We start from the raw sequence: 22,386 nt of genomic DNA, 5'->3' as shown, positions 1-22,386 counted from the left end.
AGCTGCCATGAAAAATATTAAAAAATCTCTAATGGTGATGGGTTCAGTCGCTATGTGTTCTTTCTCGCAACAGACGTTTGCAGCTGCAACAGAAAACACAACAACCACTAACGGTGATGGCTCAATAACAGTGACTCAAAAGATCGATGCAAGTAGTACCTCACCACATTACATCGCGCCTTCTGGTTATGGTTTCGACATCTACAGCCGAGCAAACGAAGACTACTCTTGGCAACATAATTTAACGGTCCCTGATGGCGCACAGATTACCGCAGCGACACTCACTATTTACGCTTATGATGTTGATTCAGAAGCACACCACGGAGAAAACGGAGAATACGACAGTATCGCTGTTGACGGTTCTTTACTTACTCCCGGGTTCTTACAAGGTACCAACAATAACTGGTCGACAACCGTTTTTGACCTCCCTATCGCTTCACTTGACGACAGTCTTGTGAATGTAGACCTAGATATTGATGTGAATAACGACGGTTGGCTAACCACGCTGGATTACAGCCTTATCAGTGTTACTTATGTCACCATTGCTAATACCCCTCCTTCTACACCAACTCTAAGTCGCAGCACTGGACTCGGTGATAATGACGACTTGGTTGTGACAGTAACCGGTCCAACACCGGAAGACCCAGACGGTGATTCTGTAACTTATAGCTACCGTTGGTTTGTCGATGTAGGTCAAGGGTTCTATGTGGATGATGAGTTTGTCGGAAAAAATGACAACAGTAATGCCACGTTGCCGGCCAGTGAAACTGAAGTTGGAGAACTTTGGAAGGTTCAGGTCATCGCTATTGACCAGAATGGACTGATCAGTGAAATCGCTGAGATTGCATGGCCTTCAATTGGGGATAGTGACGGTGATGGTGTATCAGATGCAAACGACTACGCACCAAACGATCCGACAATCGCTTTCTATAGCCGAACACCAACCAGTGGATGGTACACATTAGCCTACGAAGATTTATGGCCAAATGAGGGTGACTACGATCTGAATGACTTTGTTAGCCACTACGCATTAGGTGTTTATACAAACGCGAATAACCAAATAACTCGTTTTGATTACTACGGCCAAGCTATTGCTCGTGGAGCGGCTGAAGACAATGGTTTCGCTATTTCGTTAGCAGGGCTTGAAGACACGGATGTCACTTCACTGACCAAAACATACAACGGCTCTACCGTAGCGTTAACACCAGAGGCCGGTCACTCAGGCGAGTTGGTATTTGTTGTGATTGATAGTGTCGCGGCGATGCTGCCAAGTACAAGCACTTATAGCTTTTACAACACAGAGTCGGGTGATGCACGAAGCTTAATCGATTACAGTGTCTCGCTGGTGATTGATGGTTCAATTCCTGCGCTAAGCAATACGGATTTTAACCCGTTCATTTACAAAGCCAACGCGAGAGGTAGAGAGATTCACTTGATGAACTATCCAAATACAGATGTAGCAGATACCGCAATATTCGGTGCTGGTGATGATGATACAGTAACAAGTGAAGGTGAATACTATCAAAACACGACTGGCCACCCATGGGCTCTAGATATCCCAGGCCAATGGTCTCACCCATACGAACGTATTGATACTTGTGAAGCATATGAACATCTAACCACGTGGGCAGAGTCTGGCGGTACACTTCAAACGGACTGGTTCACATCACCGACAGGGTCGAAGGTATGGTAAGTAACTCGAGCTTGGTCATTAAAAAATGAGTTAATCTTTAGAAATATCGATAAAAATTAAACCAAAAAGCCATCTACAAGTAGATGGCTTTTCTATGTTCGGGTGTTCACTGCTGCTATCTAGAGCATCGTTAACGCCAACTTCGCGAGGTTATACGCATCGACATACCCAGAGTGCTGACGGCCTTCCCACTCAATATTTTTCGCTTCTTGAGCCGCGCGGTGACCAATGCGTTTTTCTTTCAAACGATTCTGAATTCGATAAAGTGTTGCGATATTTATAAACTCGCTAAACGGAGGTTCTATGCCTTTATCTTTACACTCTTTATGTAAGATCAGATCATCTCGTCCCCACGCTGCATAGATTTTCTTTGGGCCACCGAAGTTCTTAATCATCGACTTGATAACAGACTCTAATGGGCGCCCCTGTTTTTCGATTTTACGAGGTGTAATGCCCGTTAACTCGGCGCAGAACAGAGAGACTTCGTCTTTCTCTGGCTTAACGTAGTATTGCGCTCGCTTCACGATAGTACCAGATGCTAGATCAATCTCAGCAAGACCCACTTCAATGATCTCCCCTGTTGTTCCTACACCATTTTCGCTCCAACAGCACATTTCCAAATCGAAACACACCACTCGATTGTGATTCATACGTCGCCTAATTCTCTCGTCAAAAATTTCGTGAAATTGTACATGAGCACAGTCAGGAACTCGACCCTTGTTACATCAAGTGCTCATTTAGCCTGCAATTGTGACTCGATTTCGACCGTTTAGTTTACTTTGATACAAGATGCTGTCGGTTCGCTGCTGAATTTCTTCGGTATTTTCATTGCTACGAATAGAAGCGCCAATACTAAGCGTACAACTCAATTGGCGACCTTTGTGCTCACAATGAGAGCGGCTAACAGTATTTAGGATACATTCTAAATAACGCTCCAACGCTTCGTGATCTGAGATACTCGAAATGATGCAAAATTCATCACCTCCTAAACGGAACAGGTCATCACCATCTTTCAAATTAACAGAGATCAGTTTGACGACGTGAATCAGCAATGCATCACCCGCTGGATGACCAAATTGATCGTTGATGTTTTTGAACTTATCGATATCAAAACCAATAAGGCTAAATGGTTTATCGCGGTCGATCGCTTTGTCTAATTTCTTATTAAACGCTCGTCGGTTGTAGACCTCGGTTAAGCTGTCATGATTGGCTAAAAAGCGCAGCTCTTCCGTCCTCTCATATAGCATTTGGTACAAACGTTGTTTCTCACGAATTTGTAGATTAACTATGTAGGCCAGCAATAAAGAGATAGTGGTCCCAACTAAAGCAATGCCGGCGAGTACCAAGTAGCCGGAAAATGAGATGCATGAACCTATCTTGTAATCAATTTTCCAATCTCGGTTGGTTAGGCTAATGGTTTTGGTAATAAGGTGCCCAGTTACGCCTTCAAAACCTTCAGTTTCAAACAAAATGGGAGAATCTTCTGCTTCAAAACCGGTATCGGTCACTCGCACATATACATTCATATCACCCGCAGTGGATGCCAGTAAGTTCTCAAAATAATAAGTCGTACGAACCACACCAATCACAACACCGAGCAAATTGTCACTTTCACCCTCAAATACAGGGTGATACACCAACATGCCACTTTTCGGTGTTTGTGGGTCTAAACCATCTTGTATTAAACGAACTTTGTCTGAAATATTCGCTTGGCGTGTCTGTTTAATATTGTCTAAAACGCGCTTAAATCGTTCACGAGAAGAGTAGAAACCAAGAACTCTGTTATTAGGTTCGGTATTTGGGTAGATATCAGTCGCAACAAAGGCTGGCTCACCATCTAAGATGTAACCAAAAGCTTTTGATTCATGTTTTGGAATAGTGAATAACTTATATGATGGGTACTTTTCTTCCATCCGAGCAGTGTGTTCTTCAATCTCATCGGCTGTCACTTTTTGCATCCATTGCAAGCCAATTAGACTTTTTGAAACATTAATCGTTTGTTGCGCAAAACGATCAAACTTATCCCAGTTTTCAGGATCATTTGCGTAGAAAAAATTAGCACCAGAACCAATGTAAGCAACATCGTTATCAATAAACGCTTTTAGGCTTAGAGTTTGGTTTTTAGCAAAGCTCTCCAAATTCATGTTCAAGGCACGATTTTGGTTAAGAGCCACCAACACAAAGCATAACACCGCAATCAGAAAGGTGACCAAAAAAGCAACTACTGGCAAGGTTCTTCTCTTCAACCCTGTCAACGGGTCGATTGTATGCGGCATACATATCTCATGTCGGATTATATAAAGTCATAAGTATATAACGTTAAGGAACCCTGCTCCATTCATGTTTAGTCCTAAATCTGACACAAAATGGGCAATGTTTACCTTCCCCTTACATCAAAGGCTATTATTCAAACAAATCTCGACTAATTTTCACGCTAACACACTAAAAACCCACTTGAATAAAAACATTAAATACAGCCCTTAAGCCTTGAATATGCTAGTATCCATCCATATTTATAGCTTGAAAGATACCGTTTTGCCTGAGTGCGACAGAGTTTTCTTTCCAACCCGTATGTTCAACTTAACCAATGAATATACCGTTAAATCAATTTAAAGAGAAAATCACTATGATCGTTGATTTGAACCTAATCCCACAAACGTTTGATATGCTTCACGCAGGCCTAACTGCATCAAGCGTTTTACTACTGTTAATTGCCGTTTCTCGTAAAACCAAAGTGGTTGAGAAAGTCGTAGAAAAACCAGTAGAAAAGATCGTTGAAGTTGAAAAGCCAGTTGAGAAAATTGTCGAAGTAGAGAAAGTTGTTGAAGTTGAACGTGTGATCGAAAAAGTAGTAGAAGTTGAATCTAAGCTGGCAACAGCACCAACAGATTCTGCAATGCAGCTACTGTCTATCATGCAGCAAGAAGCTCGTTTAATTGACTTCCTAAAAGAAGACCTAACATCATTCTCTGATGAAGAAGTTGGCGCGGCAGCTCGTGTTATTCACACTGGCGGTCAAAAAGTATTAGCCGATTACGTAACGCTTTCTCACATCCGCACTGAAGATGAAGAAACACGTATCACTATCGCTGAAGGTTTCAACCCTCAAGAAATTCGCCTAACTGGCAACGTAACGGGCAATGCACCATTCAACGGCACACTAGTTCACAAAGGTTGGAAAGCAACTGACATGAACCTGCCTAAGCTTGCTGAAAACTACGATGCATCTGTAATTGCACCGGCAGAGGTAGAGCTATAATGGAACACCAAACTCAGCCATCATCGCACGAGTCTTCTTCTCAAGAACATACGCCGCAGATGCATTCACAAGAGCTATCTTCTCAAGAGCAACATCAGGCGCCTAAGTTCAGTGTTGGTATCGATTTAGGTACAACACACTGCGTTTTGTCTTTCATCGACACAACAAATGAAGACGCTCGCGTTGAGGTGATGCCAATCCCTCAATTGACGGCTCCAGGTACAGTAGAAACTCGCAGCCAACTTGGCTCGTTCCTATACCAGCCGCACGAACATGAAATGAATGCGGGCTCTCGCGTTCTTCCTTGGTCTTCAGAGCCAAAAGCGCTAGTCGGTGCGATTGCTCGTAACCTAGGTTCGAAAACCCCTATCCGTTTGGTAGCAAGTGCAAAATCTTGGCTATGCCACGGTGGTGTGAACCGTCGTGATGCGTTCCTTCCTGCAGGCAGCCCTGAAGAAGTTGAAAAGGTATCTCCGCTTAAGACCACTGAGTTGTACCTTGAGCACCTTAAAGATGCTTGGAACCACGCAAACCCAGAACACAAACTGGCAGACCAAGATGTAACGATCACGGTTCCAGCTTCGTTTGATCCTGCGGCTCGTGACCTAACAGCAGAAGCTGCACGTAATGTCGGTTTCACTCACCTAACGCTTCTTGAAGAGCCACAAGCGGCTCTTTACAGCTGGATTGATAACAGCAACGACACATGGCGTGATGAAGTAAACGTTGGTGACATCGTTCTTGTTGTCGATATCGGTGGTGGTACAACCGACCTTTCGTTAGTTGAAGTAACACAAGATGACGGTAACCTAAGCCTGAACCGTATCGCAGTAGGTGAACACATCCTACTTGGCGGCGACAACATGGACTTAGCACTGGCTTACCGTCTGAAAATGAAACTGGCGCAAGAAGGCAAAGAACTGGCTCCTTGGCAGGTTCAAGCGATGACTCACGCATGTCGTGATGCGAAAGAAGCACTGCTTAACGATGCTGAACTGCAATCTGTGCCTATCGTTGTTCCAAGCCGTGGTTCTAAACTGCTTGGCGCAACACTGAAAACAGAACTGACTCAGCAAGAAGTACAACAAACATTGGTTGATGGCTTCTTCCCGAAAGTAGCCGTGACTGAGCATCCAGTACAAAAGACACGTGGCGCACTGACTCAAATGGGTCTGCCTTACGCTCAAGACGCAGGTATCACTCGTCACATTGCCGCATTCCTTTCTAAGCAAGCGAACGCGCTTTCTGGAAATAGCGAAACGGCTCAGCAAGATTTCAACCCGTTTGCAAACATGCCCGGTATGCCCGGTACGCAAGGGTCAGAAGCGCCAGCGGCAGACTTCATCAAGCCAACAGCAATCCTGTTCAATGGTGGTGTTCTAAAATCGAACCTACTTGCTGATCGTCTTTCAGATACGATCAACGAATGGTTGATCAATGCTGACGAAGAGTTCGCAAAACAGCTTTCAGGTTTAGATTTAGACCTAGCGGTTGCAAGTGGCGCTTCATACTACGGCGCAGTTCGTCGTGGCCAAGGCGTTCGTATCCGCGGTGGTATCGCTTCTTCTTACTACGTAGGAATTGAAAGCGCGATGCCAGCTATCCCAGGTATGGCTCCTCCGATGGAAGCTTTGTGTGTTGCACCATTTGGTATGGAAGAAGGTTCAAGCGTACAAGTACCTAGCCAAGAATTCGGTCTAGTGATTGGTCAGCCAGTACACTTCCAGTTCTTCGGTTCAACCATTCGTCGTGAAGATGAAGCGGGTACGCACCTTGATCACTGGGCGCCTGAAGAGCTTGATGAGCTTCCTGAAATCCAAGTGACATTGCCGGTTTCTGAAGGCCGTCGCGAAGGTGAAGTGGTTCCAGTGACTTTGGCTTCTCGCGTTACTGAGCTAGGCACCTTACACCTAGAAGCGATTGCTACTGACAACGGTCAGAAGTGGCACGTTGAGTTCGATGTTCGTGAAGACTCGAATAACGACTCAAACGAACAAGCATAATGAATCAACGGCACCTTAGCGGGTGCCGTTACTTTATCAATGCATTTCTCAATCTAGTCCTGCCTGTTTCTCAGGAATGACGTTTACGAATAACAACAATAAGACCAAAGCTATCAAAAAACTGGTCATCACTCTGGAAGAATAAGGTTTTGTATGGCAACTCCTCGTTTTTTAGTCGGCATTGACTTAGGTACAACCAATACGGTTGTCGCTTACTGTGAAATCAACGACGACCTACAACATGCTCCCGTTTCTCTTTTCGATATTGACCAACTCATCGGCCCCGGTGAAGTGGTTCGCAAGCCCCTACTTCCATCCTTTCGTTACCACCCAGCACAAGGTCAAATCTCCCCTTCTGACCTGACGATGCCGTGGGAACCAAGCCCCGTTGAAGGCGATATTAAGAACGTTATCGTCGGTGAATGGGCTCGTGAATTAGGCGCTAAGGTTGAAGGCCGCCAAGTATCGAGTGCTAAGAGTTGGCTATCACACCAAGCGGTTGATCGTAACTCCGACATTCTGCCTTGGGCTGGCGCAGCTGATGTCGATAAAGTCTCGCCAGTTGTGGCGAGTGCAAGCTACCTCAACCACATTCGCCAAGCATGGAACTACCGTAACCCGAGCAACAAGCTGGAAGACCAAGATGTTGTGGTTACCGTTCCTGCTTCCTTCGATGAGACAGCACGTAAGCTAACACTCGAAGCCGCAGAACTGGCGGGCTTAGGTAAGATTCTATTACTCGAAGAGCCGCAAGCCGTTTGTTATGACTGGTATGCCCGTCACCAACAAACCGCAGCAGATGAACTTCAACAAATCCCACTGATTCTAGTGTGTGATGTTGGAGGTGGTACCACCGATTTAAGCTTAATTGAAGCCAAATTCGATGCGAACAGCGACGGTAATAACGAGCTCGCACTCGACCGTATTGGTGTTGGTGAACACTTGATGCTCGGTGGTGACAACCTCGATTTAGCGCTTGCTCACCTCGCTGAGCAACGCTTCAATCAAAACAAAAAGCTCAATGCCTCTAGCCTAACCAAACTGATTCAACAGACTCGCGCCGCAAAAGAGAGCCTGCTTTCTGCCAATGCGCCCGATGATGTAAAGATCACCATGCTGGGCAGCGGTTCAAAACTGCTTGGCGGTACTAAGAGTATTGGTTTAACTAAACAAGAAGTCCATCAAATCGCATTGGAAGGTTTCTTCCCGCTTTCTGAGTTTACTGAAACACCCGACAAACGCCGCAGTGCTGTGGTTGAGTTTGGTCTGCCTTACGTGGCTGACCCTGCGGTGAGTAAGCACGTTGCAGAATTCCTAGCAACGCACCAACAAGTGTCTAAAGCCGCATTGGAAAACTCAGACTCTATTGAGTTCGATGACACCAAACCTGCAATTCCAGTTGGCGTGCTGCTCAATGGTGGTGTGTTTAACAGTGAACTGGTAACAGAGCGAATTACTCAGCTACTGGGCAACTGGAACGGTTCTCCTATCACAGTGCTTGATAACCCTCATCCAGATTGGTCTGTTGCCCTTGGCGCGGTTGCCTTTGGTAAAGCACGCCGCGGTGCACAGCTGAAAATCGGTGGCGGTGCTGCCCGTTCTTACTTCTTGCATCTGCAAGAGAAAAACAAGATGGGTAAAGCGCTTTGTCTGCTTGCCAAAGGAACCGAAGAAGGCCAAGAGGTACGCTTGAACAGCCGTCGTTTCTCGCTGACTTTAGGTGAGCCAGTACGATTTAATCTTCTGACTTCAACACACGATCAAATTGCTCATGACACCGCCATTCAAAACGGTGTGATGGTCAATGTGGATGCCGACTTGTTCTCCCCTCTCCCACCGTATATTTCTACGCTGGAAGGCTCAGGTACTGCAGAACTTCAAGCCAACCAAAAAGAGCGTGTTGAAGTACTGCTCGCTTGTCAGTTAACCGAAGTCGGCACATTGAAAATGGAGTGTGTGAGTATAGAAGATGACTCTAAGCGTTGGTTGCTTGAGTTTGAAGTAAGAAACAAGCAAGGCGATGAATCTGATACCTCCGCGCTTCACCCAAGATTGGAAGAGTGTAAGGAGTTGATTTCTCGTCTGTACAGCGGCAACAAGAAGAGTGCTGAATCGAAAGAGATCAAAACACTATCGAAAGATCTTGAGAAGCGACTAGGTAAACGCGATGAATGGGACTTCACGACCCTTCGTCATCTATTTGATACCTTCTCATTAGGTCGTAAACGTCGTCGCCGCTCAGAAGCACACGAGAAGAACTGGCTACGTTTGGCGGGATACTCGCTACGTCCTGGCTTTGGCGATCCGACTGACTCATGGCGTATCGAACAGATTTGGGGCCTTTACCAACAGAACATTCAGTTCAAGAACCACCAAGGCTGGACAGACTGGTGGGTATTCTGGCGTCGTGTCGCTGGTGGGCTAAACCAAGAGCAGCAAGAGAGTATCTTGGCTGACATCGCTAAATACCTTCACCCAGGTGCAATGAAGAACCCTAAGACAGCCAAAGATGCGCAAGATAATGGTTATGAAGCCATGGTCCGTTTAGCGGCGTCACTTGAGCAACTTGAGGTTGAAGACAAAGTGCTGCTGGCAAGTTGGTTCTTAAGCAAAGCGATCAACCATAACCAATTTGAACAGGCTCACTGGTGGGCGCTAGGACGATTAGCATCAAGAACGCCTTTGTATGGCAGCCAACACAGCGTAATTCCTAGAGAGCAAGCTGAACAGTGGTTACCAAAACTGCTTGAACAGAACTGGCAGAAAGAGCAGATGATCGCCTTCGCAGCGGTGATGATTTGTCGAAAAACCGGTGACCGTCAGTTTGATATCTCTGACGACTATCGCAATCAAGTGATTGAGAAGCTTAAGCAAAGCAAGGTACCTGACTCATGGTTAACACTAGTGAGTGAAGTGACTGAGCTTTCTGAGAGTGAATCTAAGCGTGTGTTTGGTGATGCGTTACCAAGCGGATTAAGCCTAATCAATAACTAGGTTTGAAAACGATTAGCTTTCGTTGCTAATGGTAAAGAAGCTAGCAAGAAAAGAAAAAGCCACTTTCGATTCGTTGAAAGTGGCTTTTTTATTGGTGGCTTAAGGCTGGTATGTGTAATCGACTTATAGCTTTTTGGTTAAGAGCCTTAGCCGTGTTGCAGTTCATCATTGTTAATGTTTGGTTCCAGTTGGGTTGATAGGAAAATCCGTATTTTCATAAATGTCAGATAGTTTTTTCGGTTTATTCTCTTTTGCTCCTTTGTTCGATTGATTATGAGTTTCGCTTAAAAGCCATTCCTCATGCATTTTTGCTGAATCCAAAAACTCTGGATCCTCCATTGCTTCCTTGCGAAGTTTATTTACACGTTCGAGAGTATCCCAAATCATAATACTTCACCTCCACTAAGGCAGTAATATAAAGATAGCTCAACCCCATGAAACTTCAACTAACCCAATGAGATAGCGATCTCAATTTCGTAATTCACTCGCTTTAAATGAGTGGATATGGTCACCTTTAGTTGGGCTCAAATAGTGGGTCTTTCCCCATGATCTTCGAAGATCATTAGGCACAAAAAAAGCGAGCTCGATGCTCGCTTTTTGTTTATCTATCTGTTGCTCGGATTACCAGCACTAGCTCGATTAAATCACACCGAGGTTAAGCACGGTTACCAATTTTCACCTTGCCATTGGTAGCAAACCAAAGGGCTTCTGAACGACGACGACCGATTAGAATCGGGCCATCATCGTAGAACAAGAAGTTCTTCCAATGCTTCTTGAAAATCGCCCATTTGGTTTCAAGAACATTGTACTTTTCGTAACAAAAATAAACAGTTACGTCATCTTGCCAATCAATAAAGTTAAGAATCTCTTCTGGCATTTCAGGCTCATCCGCTTCCCAATGCGCCATCCAACTGATCTCTTCATTCCAGTTCGATGCTTTGCTTGGCCAGTCTTGCGAGCTCAGTCGTTCTGCGTCTGGGCTTTGAGGGCTCACGTTCTCTTTCCAGAACTGAGATGCTCTCGCCTGTGTCATTGGCTTAATCTTTTCCAAGTCCTCTGCCGGAAGCGGCATTGACTGGTGAGTGAAAATCCATTTTCTTTGGTATTCGTCCAAAGTTGTGTATGACATCAAAATTCCTCAAATATCTGCTCAGGCTGATGGATTTACCATGCCTATCTGTTCTTTTTGATGCAGCGGCGATTAGCAAAGCTTGATATACGCTGCGTCTAAATTTTGTTTACGTTTAAAAGCTATTTGCCTTTAACTAGTACTACGTCTTAGCAATATTGCTGCTAAATAACGCGTCTATCTTCCCAATTTGGGTTAACTAATGCTGTCAGTATATGGTCTTCCCATTTACCGTTAATCTGTAGGTAGTCTTTAGCAAAACCTTCTCGGACAAAACCAAGATGTTCTAATACGCCAGCACTGCGTTCGTTGTGAGGCATGTAGCCCGCCATTAAGCGGTGAATGTTCTGCACATCAAACATGTAGTCTTTGGCCATGTTCAAACCTCTGCGCATGTAACCGTGGCCCTGTGCACTTTGCGCCAATGAGTAACCGACATTACAAGCGTAGAACGGGAAACGAGACAAATTACTGAACGATATGGTGCCTAACATTTCATTAGAGTCAGCGTTAATCAGTAAACAGTAATAGCCTAGCCCCATTTTATGAAGCTCGTTTAACTTGATCAGTCGCTGCGCCCAACTCGCTCTATCAAAGAACGCGTCTTCGCGAATCGGTTCCCAAGGTTTCAGATACTCTCTGTTAACCTGAAAGTACTCGCTGATCATGCCAGCATCATCGATTTCAGCCGTGCGTAGAATCAGATTACCATCATGCTTATAAATGCGCTCTGGTGTACTCAAATCTTCCATAATCTTGTTCTTATTCGATCAGTTCTTTCTGATACCGTAATCACGAAGCTTATTCGCAATTGAGGTATGAGAAACATTCAAACGTTTTGCTAGCTTACGGCTTGATGGGAAAGACTGATAAAGCTTCTCTAGAATCTGAGATTCATAGTCTTTCATGATCTCATCGAGCGAGCCGTCTAAGCTCAGGTTCGCCATTCCAGCCGTCATTGTTTCAAGCTGTGGCAAGTGGAATTGCTCAACCGTTAGCGTGTCTGAATCCAACTCTGTTAGTGCGCGTAGAACCATGTTGTCTAACTGACGAATGTTGCCCGGCCATTGGTAATTACCAAGCTGGTCGACTAACTCTTGAGTCAGTTTTGGTTTTAACATACCTAACTGCTGCGCGTACTTTGCAACGAACAGTTCCAACAGTGGCGCTACGTCGTTTGAGCGTTCACGCAATGCAGGGATAGACAGAGTCAGTACATTCAAGCGGTAAAACAAATCTTCACGGAACGAACCCGAGTCGGCTAATTCAGAAAGACGGTGGCGCGTTGATGCAATAATACGAACATCAGCGTGCATCTCTTCTTCTTCACCAACACGACGGAATGAACCATCTTGTAGGAAACGCAGCAGCTTGATTTGTAGATGCGGGCTCATCTCGCCAATTTCATCTAAAAATACGGTACCGCCATTCGCTTGTTCGAAAATACCTTTATGACCTTGCTCATGGTTGAATGAACCCGGCGCATGACCAAACAATTCCGTTTCCGCTACGTCATCAGGCATCGATGCACAGCTTAGAATCAAGAATGGGAAAGACGATCGATTTGAACGGTTATGACACGCTTTTGCCAACATCTCTTTACCCGTACCTGTATCGCCTTCAATTAATAGAGGCTGATCCAGCATAGCCAATTTCTTAGCTTGGCTGATCAAGGCTTTATGGCGATTAGAGACACCAACAAAGTGTTCAAAACCCAGGTTGTTCTGTTCTGGGATTGAATCTGGCGAGTTCATCTCTTGATTACAAGAACGAATCGTCATTACTGCGCTTGCCAGTACCGCTTCGTTGACATCACAACCAAGGTAAATCGGCAGGATCTCAATAGAGAAATCTAAGCCATCCAACACGACAACTTCACGATGGCGCGTTACATCGCCTTCGATCCAACGAGCAAAGTTAAAACTAGGAACAAACGTCGCGAGCGGTTCACCGATGACTTCATCTTCTTGTTTGTTGAAGAGGCTCAATGCGGCGTGGTTAGCCATATCGACTGAGCCTTTAAGGTCAATCGCAATCACAGGATCAGGTAGGTTTGCCAGCAGAGCAATCAGCTCTGTGTTATGCCTTTCGCTTGGCATAAATTGGATTTTACGTACATCCTTCACACCTGAAATTCGGCGAATTTCAGCCATAAGTTCACTAAAAGCATCAAAATCGATATCAGGGCAGTTTAGGTAAATAATACCTTTAACATCAATTTCGATTCCTCTTAAATCAATGCTTTTTGAGGCCAAGATATCGAGCAACTCACGTGTTAAGCCGAGTCTGTCTTCACACAATACTTCAAGACGCACAAATAGTCCTATTATAGGTGTCAGGATAAGTTGACAGTAGTGTGGATTAAGCTCTGAGTTCAGTCAAGAAGAAGAGTAAACATATGTTTACTCTTCTTCTCAAACTATTGAGCTTTAAATGCTTTATTTGAGAGTGATACGCTTTATTTCTGAAAGGACAGCTTTGCGGAGGTCTGCCAGTTTTACTTTTCTCTCGTTATGCCAAGGCATAGGTCGAAGCAATGTCATGGCTTTTAGACCCAGTCTTGCAGTAAGAATACCAACACCTAGCCCCTGCCCTGCTCGAGCTGAGACTTTGCCTGCAAGATCCATCGAGACGAGATCCATACTTGCATCAATTGCGAGTTCACTGGCTCCCGCTGCTGCCATGTTGATTAACACCAATTTAAATAGCTTAATCCTAGACCAGTAGCCAAGCTCAATGCCATACACATCAGCAAGCTTGTCGATCATGGTGAAATTTCGCCAAGCCACCAGCAACATATCAGCCGCCGCCAATGGACTCACTGCAACCAAAGCCGCCGATTCGGTCGAAAACTTAGTGACGATTTGAGTCGCTACTTTGTCTTGTTGACTCACGACTAACGCATCGTACATATCCAACACTTCTGCATCACTGTGTGCTGGGTTAATGCTGTTTCGCCACTTATCGTACGAAGGAGACTCAGCGATAATGCCACCTTGCTTGGCGATGTTTTCACAGAACGCTTTGCCCTTGCCGACACTTTGACTTTGGAGTAGCTCTTCACTCTGCTCTTGCACACTAAAGTGATCTTTAAGTGAACGCAGTTTCCACAGCTCTTTGCCTATTGCGCCTAAACCCAATGAAGCAATGGCAGCAATAAAGCCTGCCCAACCTAACGCAAGCCAATCAGCAGTTTGAATTGCGGTAATGACCGATTCAATTGCTTGCCATCCAACTAGGCCAGAAAAAGCGACCAATAAACCCGTTCCAAACCACTTCTTCTTTTTGCTCGGTCGAATCACTTGTTCCAATTGCTGCTCAGCTTCACCATCAAGTTCGGCTTCCACTTGCGGTGCGACAGGGACAAATTTCTCTTGCTCTGTGAACAGTTGTTGAGCACCTAAATCCGGGCCAACGTCGGTCTTGTCTTGCTCATCAAAAGAGGTCTTCAACGGTTCATTAAAGACCTGCTTTGTTTTTAATTCACTCATTTTGATTGCCTCAATTACTTCAACTTGTCGCCAATGAGATACTCTAAAACCTTGTCGACTCTTAGATGTTGGCAAGGCTCATCGGAATGTTGCTCCATCGGTCTAAAGCTCGTGAAATCAAACTGGTTGGTTTCCCAATACTGTTTGTTGGGCAACTTACGCGGCACCTCTCCCGGATACATGGTTTGAGGGACATTATCCAAAGTCACACCTTGCAACGCCGGAACATTGTCTGAGCCAGACGAGATATAACCCGCGCTGGTCGCTTGAATAGACGCGATACTCATACAACTCATGTCGATGTGTTCAAACGCCGCCTGCTGCCAAGCCGGATGTACCATCTGTTGTAACAGTGACACCAAGTTCGGATGTTGATCCGGTGTCACGTGGTCAGCCTTGGTGGCTGCAAACAAGATCTTGTCGATCTTCGGCGCAAATAAACGTCTTAAGATATTGCTTCGACCGTACTTAAAGCTCTTAAGTAACTGTTCTAACGCGCCACGCATATCCATGAAAGAGTCATAGCCCGCATTAAGTGGCTGTAAGCAATCCACCAACACGATTTGTCTGTCGAACGTCGCGAAGTGATTCTTGTAGAACGCTTTCACGACCTTCTGTTGATACTCTTCATAACGCGCTTTCAGTACCGCATAGTTACTTGTTTTTGAGAACTTACCCTCAGGTGCGAGACACGGGAAGAATTGCAACACAGGCGCGCCTTCAAGCTCACCCGGTAATACGAATCGACCCGGTTGTACCCAATGCAGTCCGTTACTTTTACAAGTATGAAGGTACTTGGTGTAACTATCGGCAATCGCGACCAGTTTTTTTTCGTCTGCTTCTGCTAGCAAATCGATATCACCACGCATGGCGTTCCAATGTTGCGAGTAGGTTTCTCTGTCACCTTTCAATGCGGCAAACTGAGATTGGCTCCAGGTATCGAAGTCCATATCCAGTAACGGCAAATCAAGCAGCCATTCACCTGGATAATCGACAATATCGAGATAAAGGGTGCTGTTTTTACTCAGTAGCTTTTTCGCGCCCTTCGCAGGCTTATATTTGATTGCTAGACGAATCTCACTGACATCACGCGTTGGCACTGGCCATTCTGGTGGCTGTGCATTCAACGACTCCATCGCTTCATCATAAGAGAAGCGTGGAATCATCATGTTGTGTTGCGGGATACGCTTTGCGCCAATAATTCTTCCATCTCTCGCCGATGCAAGCAGTGGCAAGTTTTTGTGGGTAGACGTATGAAGAAGCTGATTAACCAGCGAAGTAATGAATGCTGTCTTACCCGCACGAGAGAGCCCCGTGACCGCTACTCGAATATGAGAATCCGTTCCTCTGCTTATAAAGTCACTCATTTCTTGAGTTAGGTGTTTCATTTGAACGACTCCGTGATAGTTAGGCTAGCTGGTTATGATAATAGAAAGGCAAGCCTATGTTCTTTCCCAATTGGGATAGTTTGTATGCTTTTGCTTTTGCTTATGTTGATGTTGATGTTGATGTTGATGTTGATGTTGATGAGTATGCAATACACATTCTTAATGCTAGATGAATAAAAGCCCCTGACTACATTTATAATCAGGGGCTTTAGAATTTTTGCACGATATCCGACGTCTAATCGTCTTCAATCAACTTGTAGATAACAAACAGTGCAATCTCTGCAATTAGCCAAAGCGCACATGTAATCGTCACGTATTTATTATCAAAGATACTGATCCCTTTCAAGATCAGGTCGTAGCCAACAAAAGCACCAATCACCACTGCCAAGATAATCTGTAGGATCTGAATAAAACGAGGCATTCCTCTCTCCTATGTTCTTATATCAAACTATGTGTTTATCACTATATCATTGATAATAAGACAAAAGTGCAGATAATGCTGCACTTTTGTCTTTAACTTTCTGTCAAAAATTGCAATTCAAACGCTGAAGTTAGCGACAATTACGATTTTTTGGCATCGATTAATTACGCTTTCTCAGCTTCAGCAATCTTCACTTTCCACGTGTCAGGGCCGATCTGGTGTGCGTTCACGCCGTTAGAGTCAACCGCTACCGTTACAGGCATATCTTCAACTTCAAACTCGTAAATCGCTTCCATACCGAGATCTTCAAACGCAACAACGCGTGCTTTTTTAATTGCTTTTGCGACTAAATAAGCTGCACCACCAACCGCCATTAGGTAAACCGCTTTGTGCTCTTTGATTGATTCAACCGTTGCAGGGCCACGTTCCGCTTTACCGATCATGCCCATAATGCCAGTTTCGTTCAGCATCATTTCAGTGAACTTATCCATACGTGTTGAAGTTGTTGGGCCCGCAGGACCTACCGCTTCATCACCTACAGCATCAACAGGACCCACGTAGTAAATGAACTTGCCTTTGAAATCAACGCCGGCTGGTAAGCCTTCGCCGCTTTCTAGCATGCCTTGAATACGTTTATGAGCAGCATCACGACCGGTTAAGATCTTACCTGACAGAAGAACCGTTTCGCCGGTCTTCCACTCTTGTACGTCTTCTTTAGTCACTTCATCAAGGTTAACACGGCGTGTATTTGCGCCCGCTTCCCAAGTGATGTCTGGCCACTCTTCTAACTTAGGTGGCGTTAGCTCTGCTGGGCCGCTGCCATCTAGCGTGAAGTGAACGTGACGCGTTGCTGCACAGTTCGGGATCAAGCAAACTGGCTTAGATGCTGCGTGTGTTGGTGCTGTTTTGATTTTTACGTCAACCACAGTCGTTAGACCGCCAAGACCTTGTGCACCAATACCTAGCTTGTTTACACGGTTGAAGATGTCTAGGCGAAGCTCTTCTTCTGCGTTCTCAGGGCCTTTTTCGATAAGCTCTTGAATATCGATGTGTTCCATCAAAGATTCTTTCGCTAGCACAGCTGCTTTCTCAGCCGTACCGCCAATGCCTATACCTAGCATACCCGGTGGACACCAGCCTGCACCCATTGTTGGTAACGTCTTCTCTACCCATTCTGCAATATCATCAGAAGGGTTCAGCATAACCATCTTGGTTTTGTTCTCAGAACCGCCGCCCTTAGCCGCGATTTGAATTTCAACTTTGTTGCCTGGAATCATATTAATGTGGACAACCGCTGGTGTGTTGTCTTTGGTATTAATACGCTTACCTGCAGGGTCCATTAGGACAGATGCACGCAATGGGTTATCTGGGTTGTTGTAAGCTTGACGAACGCCTTCATCAACCATCTGTTGTACTGTTTGATCCGTTTCCCACCTAACATCCATACCGATGTTCACGAAACAAGTAACAATACCCGTATCCTGACAAATTGGACGATGGCCTTCCGCAGACATGCGCGAGTTGATAAGAATCTGAGCGATCGCATCTTTAGCTGCTTGGCTCTCTTCTTTCTCGTACGCTTTTTCTAGGGCTTGGACAAAGTCTAAAGGGTGATAATAAGAAATGTACTGAAGTGCGTCAGCGACACTGCTGATCACATCTTGCTTACGAATAACCGTCATTGCATGCCTCTTTATTGTTCTGGTTCCATATGGGTTCACAGTTTGACTATATGTGCCAAATCGAATTAGGTGGTTTAGCTTTTTATTGTGTTGAGCTGTATTTAGTTGCTTTAGCAATCGCTTGCATAGCTTTAAACTAAACCACTTGGATTACTCCGTTCTAATCAAGAACCCATTTTATTTTCAATTTATGATACTCTTGCTTCCTCTCACACGCCATGCAGTGATCGAACTCTTTGTCACAAATTAAACAAATGAATAACAACGAATTTCGCTCTATCCAAATCCAGCCGCTTGAATATCAATCAACTTTAGCTAAACAGCTGTTTTCCCATATTGAAAACCTGCCGTGGGCAATGCTATTACGCTCCGCTTCAGAAAGCCACGTTGATAGTCGATACGATATTTTAGTTGCTCAACCCATCGCCACCTTCGAGACAATCGGTGCAGAAACGACCGTTAATGTTAATGAGACGTGCGAGGTTTCAGACTCTGATCCTTTCGAACTACTCGACCAATATCAGCAACAATTATTGCCTGCGACTAAAGAGCACACTCAGTTGCCATTCGTTGGCGGCGCTTTAGGCTATTTTAGCTATGATTTAGGGCGCAGAGTCGAGACACTTCCATCACTCGCAAAGCGTGATATTGAAGCACCTGACATGGCAGTTGGCTTGTATGAATGGGCTGTTATCGTTGACCACCAATTGAAAACGGCGTGTATTGTCGGTAGCAATATCGATGAACATCATGATTGGCTAATGCAGCAGATGGCTCAATCACACCTATCACATGCGCCCTTTGGGTTAACCACACCGTGGCAATCCAATATGAGCGAAGAGAGCTACGCCACTAAGTTCGATAGTGTTCAAGAGTACCTGTTATCCGGGGACTGCTATCAGATTAACTTAGCTCAGCGCTTCAATGCCCAATACCAAGGTAGTGAATGGCTGGCTTATGACAAGTTAGAACAGTACAACTCAGCGCCCTTTTCGGGTTTTATCCGTTTGGCCGACTGCGCAATCATCAGTGTTTCGCCAGAGCGTTTCTTAGAACTCAAAGACAACGTCATTGAAACCAAGCCAATCAAAGGCACACGACCTCGTTCTGAGGACCCGATGATTGATAATGCCAACGCGCAAGACCTAGCAAGCGCCGATAAAGATCAGGCGGAAAACTTGATGATCGTCGACCTACTTCGTAATGACATTGGCCGAGTAGCAAAACCGGGCACAGTGCATGTACCAAAGCTCTTCGATATTGAAAGCTTCCCTGCCGTGCACCACTTAGTGAGCACGATACGAGCGGACCTTGATGACCAATACTCTGCAACTGACCTTCTGAGAGCCTGTTTCCCTGGAGGCTCGATTACTGGCGCACCAAAAGTTCGCGCGATGCAGATCATTGAAGAGTTAGAACCGCATCGACGTTCAGCGTACTGCGGCAGTATTGGCTACATCAGCCGAAATGGCAGAATGGATACCAGTATTACCATTCGTACATTAGTCGCCGAGAACAACACGCTTTATGCTTGGGCTGGCGGTGGTGTGGTATTTGATAGTGATTGTGCTTCTGAATACCAAGAAACACTGGATAAGCTGAGTCGAATTCTACCGGTACTTGAAGATTGCTAAACCTAGTGTCATTAACTGCGAGTTCCGTAGCTTAACGGCTAGCAAAAGTTCGATATAAAAAGAAACCGAAGGATCGTAAGATCACTTCGGTTTTTTAGTCTGTAAGTTAGAGTACATAACTCACAACGCTTTATTCGCGTGTTTAAGCGACCTTCACCGCAGAGACCCCCCACTTCTTAAGCATCTCTTTCAGATCGTTGGCGGTGTAAGGTTTACTCAAAATGTCATCCATCCCACACTGAATACAACGTTCGCGTTCTTCCAATGTCGTTCCGGCGGTCAGAGCCACAATAGATTTAACGTAACCCTTCTCTCTTAGCTTCTCTGTTGCTTCAAACCCGTCCATAACAGGCATTCTGCAATCCATGAATACAATATCGTATTCATTGTCTGACGCGAGTTCAAACCCTTCGACACCATTGCTTGCGATAGCAGGTTCAATCTCATGTTTACGAAGCATTTGCTGGATGATGATCTGGTTCATCTTAATATCATCAACCACCAGCACTTTAAGTAGTGACAATTCCGCTTCAGACTCAAAGCCCTTGGCGACACTATCACTCTCTGCCGGAACATCGACAACTTGAAGAGGAATCGAGATGGTAAAGGTCGTGCCTGAGCCAACAACACTGGTCACCCCAATATCGCCATTCATCAGAGCCACCAGTTTGCGACAAATCGCTAAGCCAAGCCCGGTGCCCTCATAGTTTCGGCTACTTGAGTTATCTGCCTGTGTAAAAGGTTCAAATAGCGTCTTATGTGCTGATTCAGCAATTCCGACTCCGGTATCTTCTACAGAGAAAACAAATTGGTTTTTGTCCCACTCAATATCAACATTCACATGCCCTTCTTCTGTAAATTTAATCGCATTACCTATTAAGTTCACAAACAGTTGTGTGATGCGCTCTAAATCGCCTTGGAAATGGGAGGGAACGTTTGACGTAACACTGATATTGAATTCGAGCTGCTTCTCAATTGCTCGATTGACGAAGATGCTTTCAATCGTGTTTCTCAAATCACGTAGGGCAAATTTCTTTGGAATAAGCTCCAACATCCCTGCATTGATTTTGCTGTAATCCAATAGATCATTAATGATGGTTCGGAGAAACTCTCCAGATTGGCTCAGGTTGTTCACTATCTCACGCTGAGAGCTGTTCAGTTCCGTATCACTGATCAACTCGGCACTGCCTAGCAGGCCATTAAGCGGTGTTCTTAACTCATGGTTAATCATCGCCACAAAATCACGAGTTGCCCTTTCGGACTCTTCCGCTCGTTTACGTGATTCAATATTTCGGTTGATTGCTAGTTGATGGGTTAAGGCACTGCAGATAAGGTCCGTGACCAACAACAGTTGGCTTTGGATAAACTCGTAGTCTTGGTCTAACAACCTGACTCTGACGATTAACGCACCAACTATGACTTTTTCAACCTCTAAGGGCACGGTCAGTAGGTTGTCTTGCCAATGAGGTTCTTGAATGTCTTGCTCTAACACCTCGACAGTCTCATCGCCATAATCATAGGTCTGTAACTGAGGGATGAGCTTGGGAGGTAGAATCAAACGACTGGCTTCGATTAAGTAACTGTTAGTCACGTTGGTCGTTAGTTCAGATAGCATGACATCATCGAGATCATTTCTTAGAAACGCGCGCCCAAAATCAATCAACAGGTTGTCGATTTGTTCTTGGAATTCAATGCGGCGTATATTCGCGTTGGAGCGCTTTTCTAACTGACGCAAAGCAAGCTCAAGTTGTTGGTTAGCCTCGAACAGTTCGAGGCTCTTCTGTTCCAACAATCCTTCAGCCGCTTTTCTTGCCGCGATTTGACGCTTAAGCTTCTTCTCTAGGGCAGATGCCAGATCCATATTACTTTTCTACTTTGAGATTAAACCTAACCACGCTTTGGTCATCATTTTGTGGCGTCATCTCCACCGCGATAGATTCACCGTGGTATTCAGCACATCCTTCAATAAGCCCTAAGCAAACATGAGACATACACCTTGCGCTTTTGTAGTCAAAAACAAGTTGTGCTTCGGTCGTGGTGATAAAACTGAATTCAGGTGGCTCAGCATCCGGATAGAGCTTCTTCACTTCAACATGAATGTAACGCTCTACGTGCTGAATAAATTGAAAGGTGGTATTGCTGTGAGCAAGGCTCGCTTTATTCGGTAATGAGGCCAGTAAGTTCTTAAATACAGACTGCCCAAACACGCGTTGCAAGCTTGCCGCATCAATATCGGTTTTCTTACTCAAGTTGATAATCAACCTGACAAGGTCTTTGTGGTCGTAACTGCCGACCGACGTATAGATTCCTTCATCTTCTGACATTTCTAGAACTTCTTCCAAAAGCTCTAGCCCAAACTTGTCTTCAACAAGCTCTAAAAATTCGGTGAATATGATTCCTTTCATCTCATACCTTTTCTTCTATTTCTTTTTAGAATGGTCCACTAAGTTATTGTTATCAAATTCTTAAACAAAAAATCTACGTTTCGTCACCCAATTTTATGACATGGGTAACGCTTACTCGCCTGTATGCACATATTGAATATAGCAAAAATCGTCATTTTGAGGAGATTCATCGGTAAACAGCCCCTCATGACGCCCAATTAATAGCTAAAAGAGGGAAATTGAATGAAGAAAAACTCGATATTGGTAATCAACCCACGGTTATGTCTATACTTAAAATCATAATAATC

Annotated in this window: 17 protein-coding genes; 5 read left to right on the top strand and 12 right to left on the bottom strand. The window is 44.9% G+C overall.

Going from position 1 to position 22,386, the window contains the following annotated elements:
- Positions 1 to 7 precede the first annotated feature (7 nt).
- Entirely contained in the window at positions 8 to 1,693 is a 1,686-nt protein-coding gene (locus tag AB4161_RS07700) for an LruC domain-containing protein (RefSeq protein WP_016797392.1), read from the top strand.
- 119 nt (positions 1,694 to 1,812) lie between these two features.
- On the opposite strand, the gene AB4161_RS07695 is transcribed toward AB4161_RS07700, so the two are convergent.
- Together AB4161_RS07695 and AB4161_RS07690 are read right to left on the bottom strand one after the other, a co-directional pair.
- Positions 1,813 to 2,343 carry a 3'-5' exonuclease gene (locus AB4161_RS07695; protein WP_102292241.1) on the bottom strand — a complete coding sequence of 177 codons (531 nt, stop codon included), beginning with the start codon at positions 2,341 to 2,343 and terminating at the stop codon, positions 1,813 to 1,815.
- Positions 2,344 to 2,430: 87 nt separating this feature from the next.
- Positions 2,431 to 3,969: a diguanylate cyclase domain-containing protein gene (locus AB4161_RS07690; RefSeq protein ID WP_372083123.1), complete on the bottom strand. Its 1,539-nt coding sequence runs from the start codon at positions 3,967 to 3,969 to the stop codon at positions 2,431 to 2,433.
- 350 nt (positions 3,970 to 4,319) lie between these two features.
- Here AB4161_RS07690 and AB4161_RS07685 point away from each other — a divergent pair, with 350 nt between their 5' ends.
- The 3 genes from AB4161_RS07685 (at position 4,320) to AB4161_RS07675 (ending at position 9,949) form a co-directional block, all read left to right on the top strand.
- Complete coding sequence (locus AB4161_RS07685; protein WP_017091262.1) at positions 4,320 to 4,952, top strand: DUF2760 domain-containing protein; 633 nt, start codon at positions 4,320 to 4,322, stop codon at positions 4,950 to 4,952.
- Entirely contained in the window at positions 4,952 to 6,955 is a 2,004-nt protein-coding gene (locus tag AB4161_RS07680) for an Hsp70 family protein (protein WP_372083122.1), read from the top strand. The genes AB4161_RS07685 and AB4161_RS07680 overlap by 1 nt, the downstream gene beginning before the upstream one ends.
- A 153-nt stretch (positions 6,956 to 7,108) precedes the next feature.
- Positions 7,109 to 9,949, top strand: a complete 2,841-nt coding sequence (locus tag AB4161_RS07675) for an Hsp70 family protein (protein ID WP_136982505.1) — start codon at positions 7,109 to 7,111, stop codon at positions 9,947 to 9,949.
- Positions 9,950 to 10,120: 171 nt separating this feature from the next.
- Here AB4161_RS07675 and AB4161_RS07670 read toward each other — a convergent pair whose 3' ends face one another.
- From AB4161_RS07670 to AB4161_RS07635, 8 genes are all read right to left on the bottom strand, one after another.
- Positions 10,121 to 10,336, bottom strand: coding sequence for a hypothetical protein (locus AB4161_RS07670; protein ID WP_017065431.1), 216 nt, complete (start codon positions 10,334 to 10,336; stop codon positions 10,121 to 10,123).
- Positions 10,337 to 10,604: 268 nt separating this feature from the next.
- Positions 10,605 to 11,078: a DUF2947 domain-containing protein gene (locus AB4161_RS07665; protein WP_017060433.1), complete on the bottom strand. Its 474-nt coding sequence runs from the start codon at positions 11,076 to 11,078 to the stop codon at positions 10,605 to 10,607.
- A 164-nt stretch (positions 11,079 to 11,242) separates the two neighbouring features.
- Positions 11,243 to 11,830, bottom strand: coding sequence for a ribosomal protein S5-alanine N-acetyltransferase (gene rimJ / locus AB4161_RS07660; protein WP_372083121.1), 588 nt, complete (start codon positions 11,828 to 11,830; stop codon positions 11,243 to 11,245).
- A gap of 18 nt (positions 11,831 to 11,848) precedes the next feature.
- Positions 11,849 to 13,393 (bottom strand): transcriptional regulator TyrR, encoded by a 1,545-nt coding sequence (gene tyrR / locus AB4161_RS07655; RefSeq protein ID WP_372083120.1) that lies wholly within the window; start codon positions 13,391 to 13,393, stop codon positions 11,849 to 11,851.
- Between the two features lie 123 nt (positions 13,394 to 13,516).
- Positions 13,517 to 14,569, bottom strand: a complete 1,053-nt coding sequence (locus AB4161_RS07650; protein ID WP_017068778.1) for a YcjF family protein — start codon at positions 14,567 to 14,569, stop codon at positions 13,517 to 13,519.
- Positions 14,570 to 14,583: 14 nt separating this feature from the next.
- On the bottom strand, positions 14,584 to 15,957 hold the full coding sequence (locus AB4161_RS07645) for a YcjX family protein (protein ID WP_102320447.1): 1,374 nt from the start codon (positions 15,955 to 15,957) through the stop codon (positions 14,584 to 14,586).
- Between the two features lie 235 nt (positions 15,958 to 16,192).
- Positions 16,193 to 16,378 (bottom strand): hypothetical protein, encoded by a 186-nt coding sequence (locus AB4161_RS07640; RefSeq protein ID WP_004734731.1) that lies wholly within the window; start codon positions 16,376 to 16,378, stop codon positions 16,193 to 16,195.
- Between the two features lie 164 nt (positions 16,379 to 16,542).
- On the bottom strand, positions 16,543 to 18,060 hold the full coding sequence (locus tag AB4161_RS07635) for a fumarate hydratase (RefSeq protein ID WP_372083119.1): 1,518 nt from the start codon (positions 18,058 to 18,060) through the stop codon (positions 16,543 to 16,545).
- Between the two features lie 254 nt (positions 18,061 to 18,314).
- On the opposite strand from AB4161_RS07635, the gene pabB reads away from it, so the two are divergent.
- Positions 18,315 to 19,694, top strand: a complete 1,380-nt coding sequence (gene pabB / locus AB4161_RS07630; RefSeq protein ID WP_372083118.1) for an aminodeoxychorismate synthase component I — start codon at positions 18,315 to 18,317, stop codon at positions 19,692 to 19,694.
- Positions 19,695 to 19,836: 142 nt separating this feature from the next.
- Here pabB and AB4161_RS07625 read toward each other — a convergent pair whose 3' ends face one another.
- Both AB4161_RS07625 and AB4161_RS07620 read right to left on the bottom strand, forming a co-directional pair.
- Positions 19,837 to 21,555: an ATP-binding protein gene (locus AB4161_RS07625; protein ID WP_017065652.1), complete on the bottom strand. Its 1,719-nt coding sequence runs from the start codon at positions 21,553 to 21,555 to the stop codon at positions 19,837 to 19,839.
- A gap of 1 nt (position 21,556) precedes the next feature.
- A complete protein-coding gene (locus AB4161_RS07620; protein ID WP_017060423.1) occupies positions 21,557 to 22,099 on the bottom strand; it encodes a heme NO-binding domain-containing protein in 543 nt (180 codons plus the stop codon).
- Positions 22,100 to 22,386: the final 287 nt, after the last annotated feature.

The organism is Vibrio sp. 10N.286.51.E5, assembly GCF_041469125.1.
GTDB classification, from domain to species: domain Bacteria; phylum Pseudomonadota; class Gammaproteobacteria; order Enterobacterales; family Vibrionaceae; genus Vibrio; species Vibrio crassostreae_C.
The sequence above is the reverse complement of the archived record's forward strand: the minus strand, read 5'-3'. Positions and strand labels throughout refer to the sequence as shown.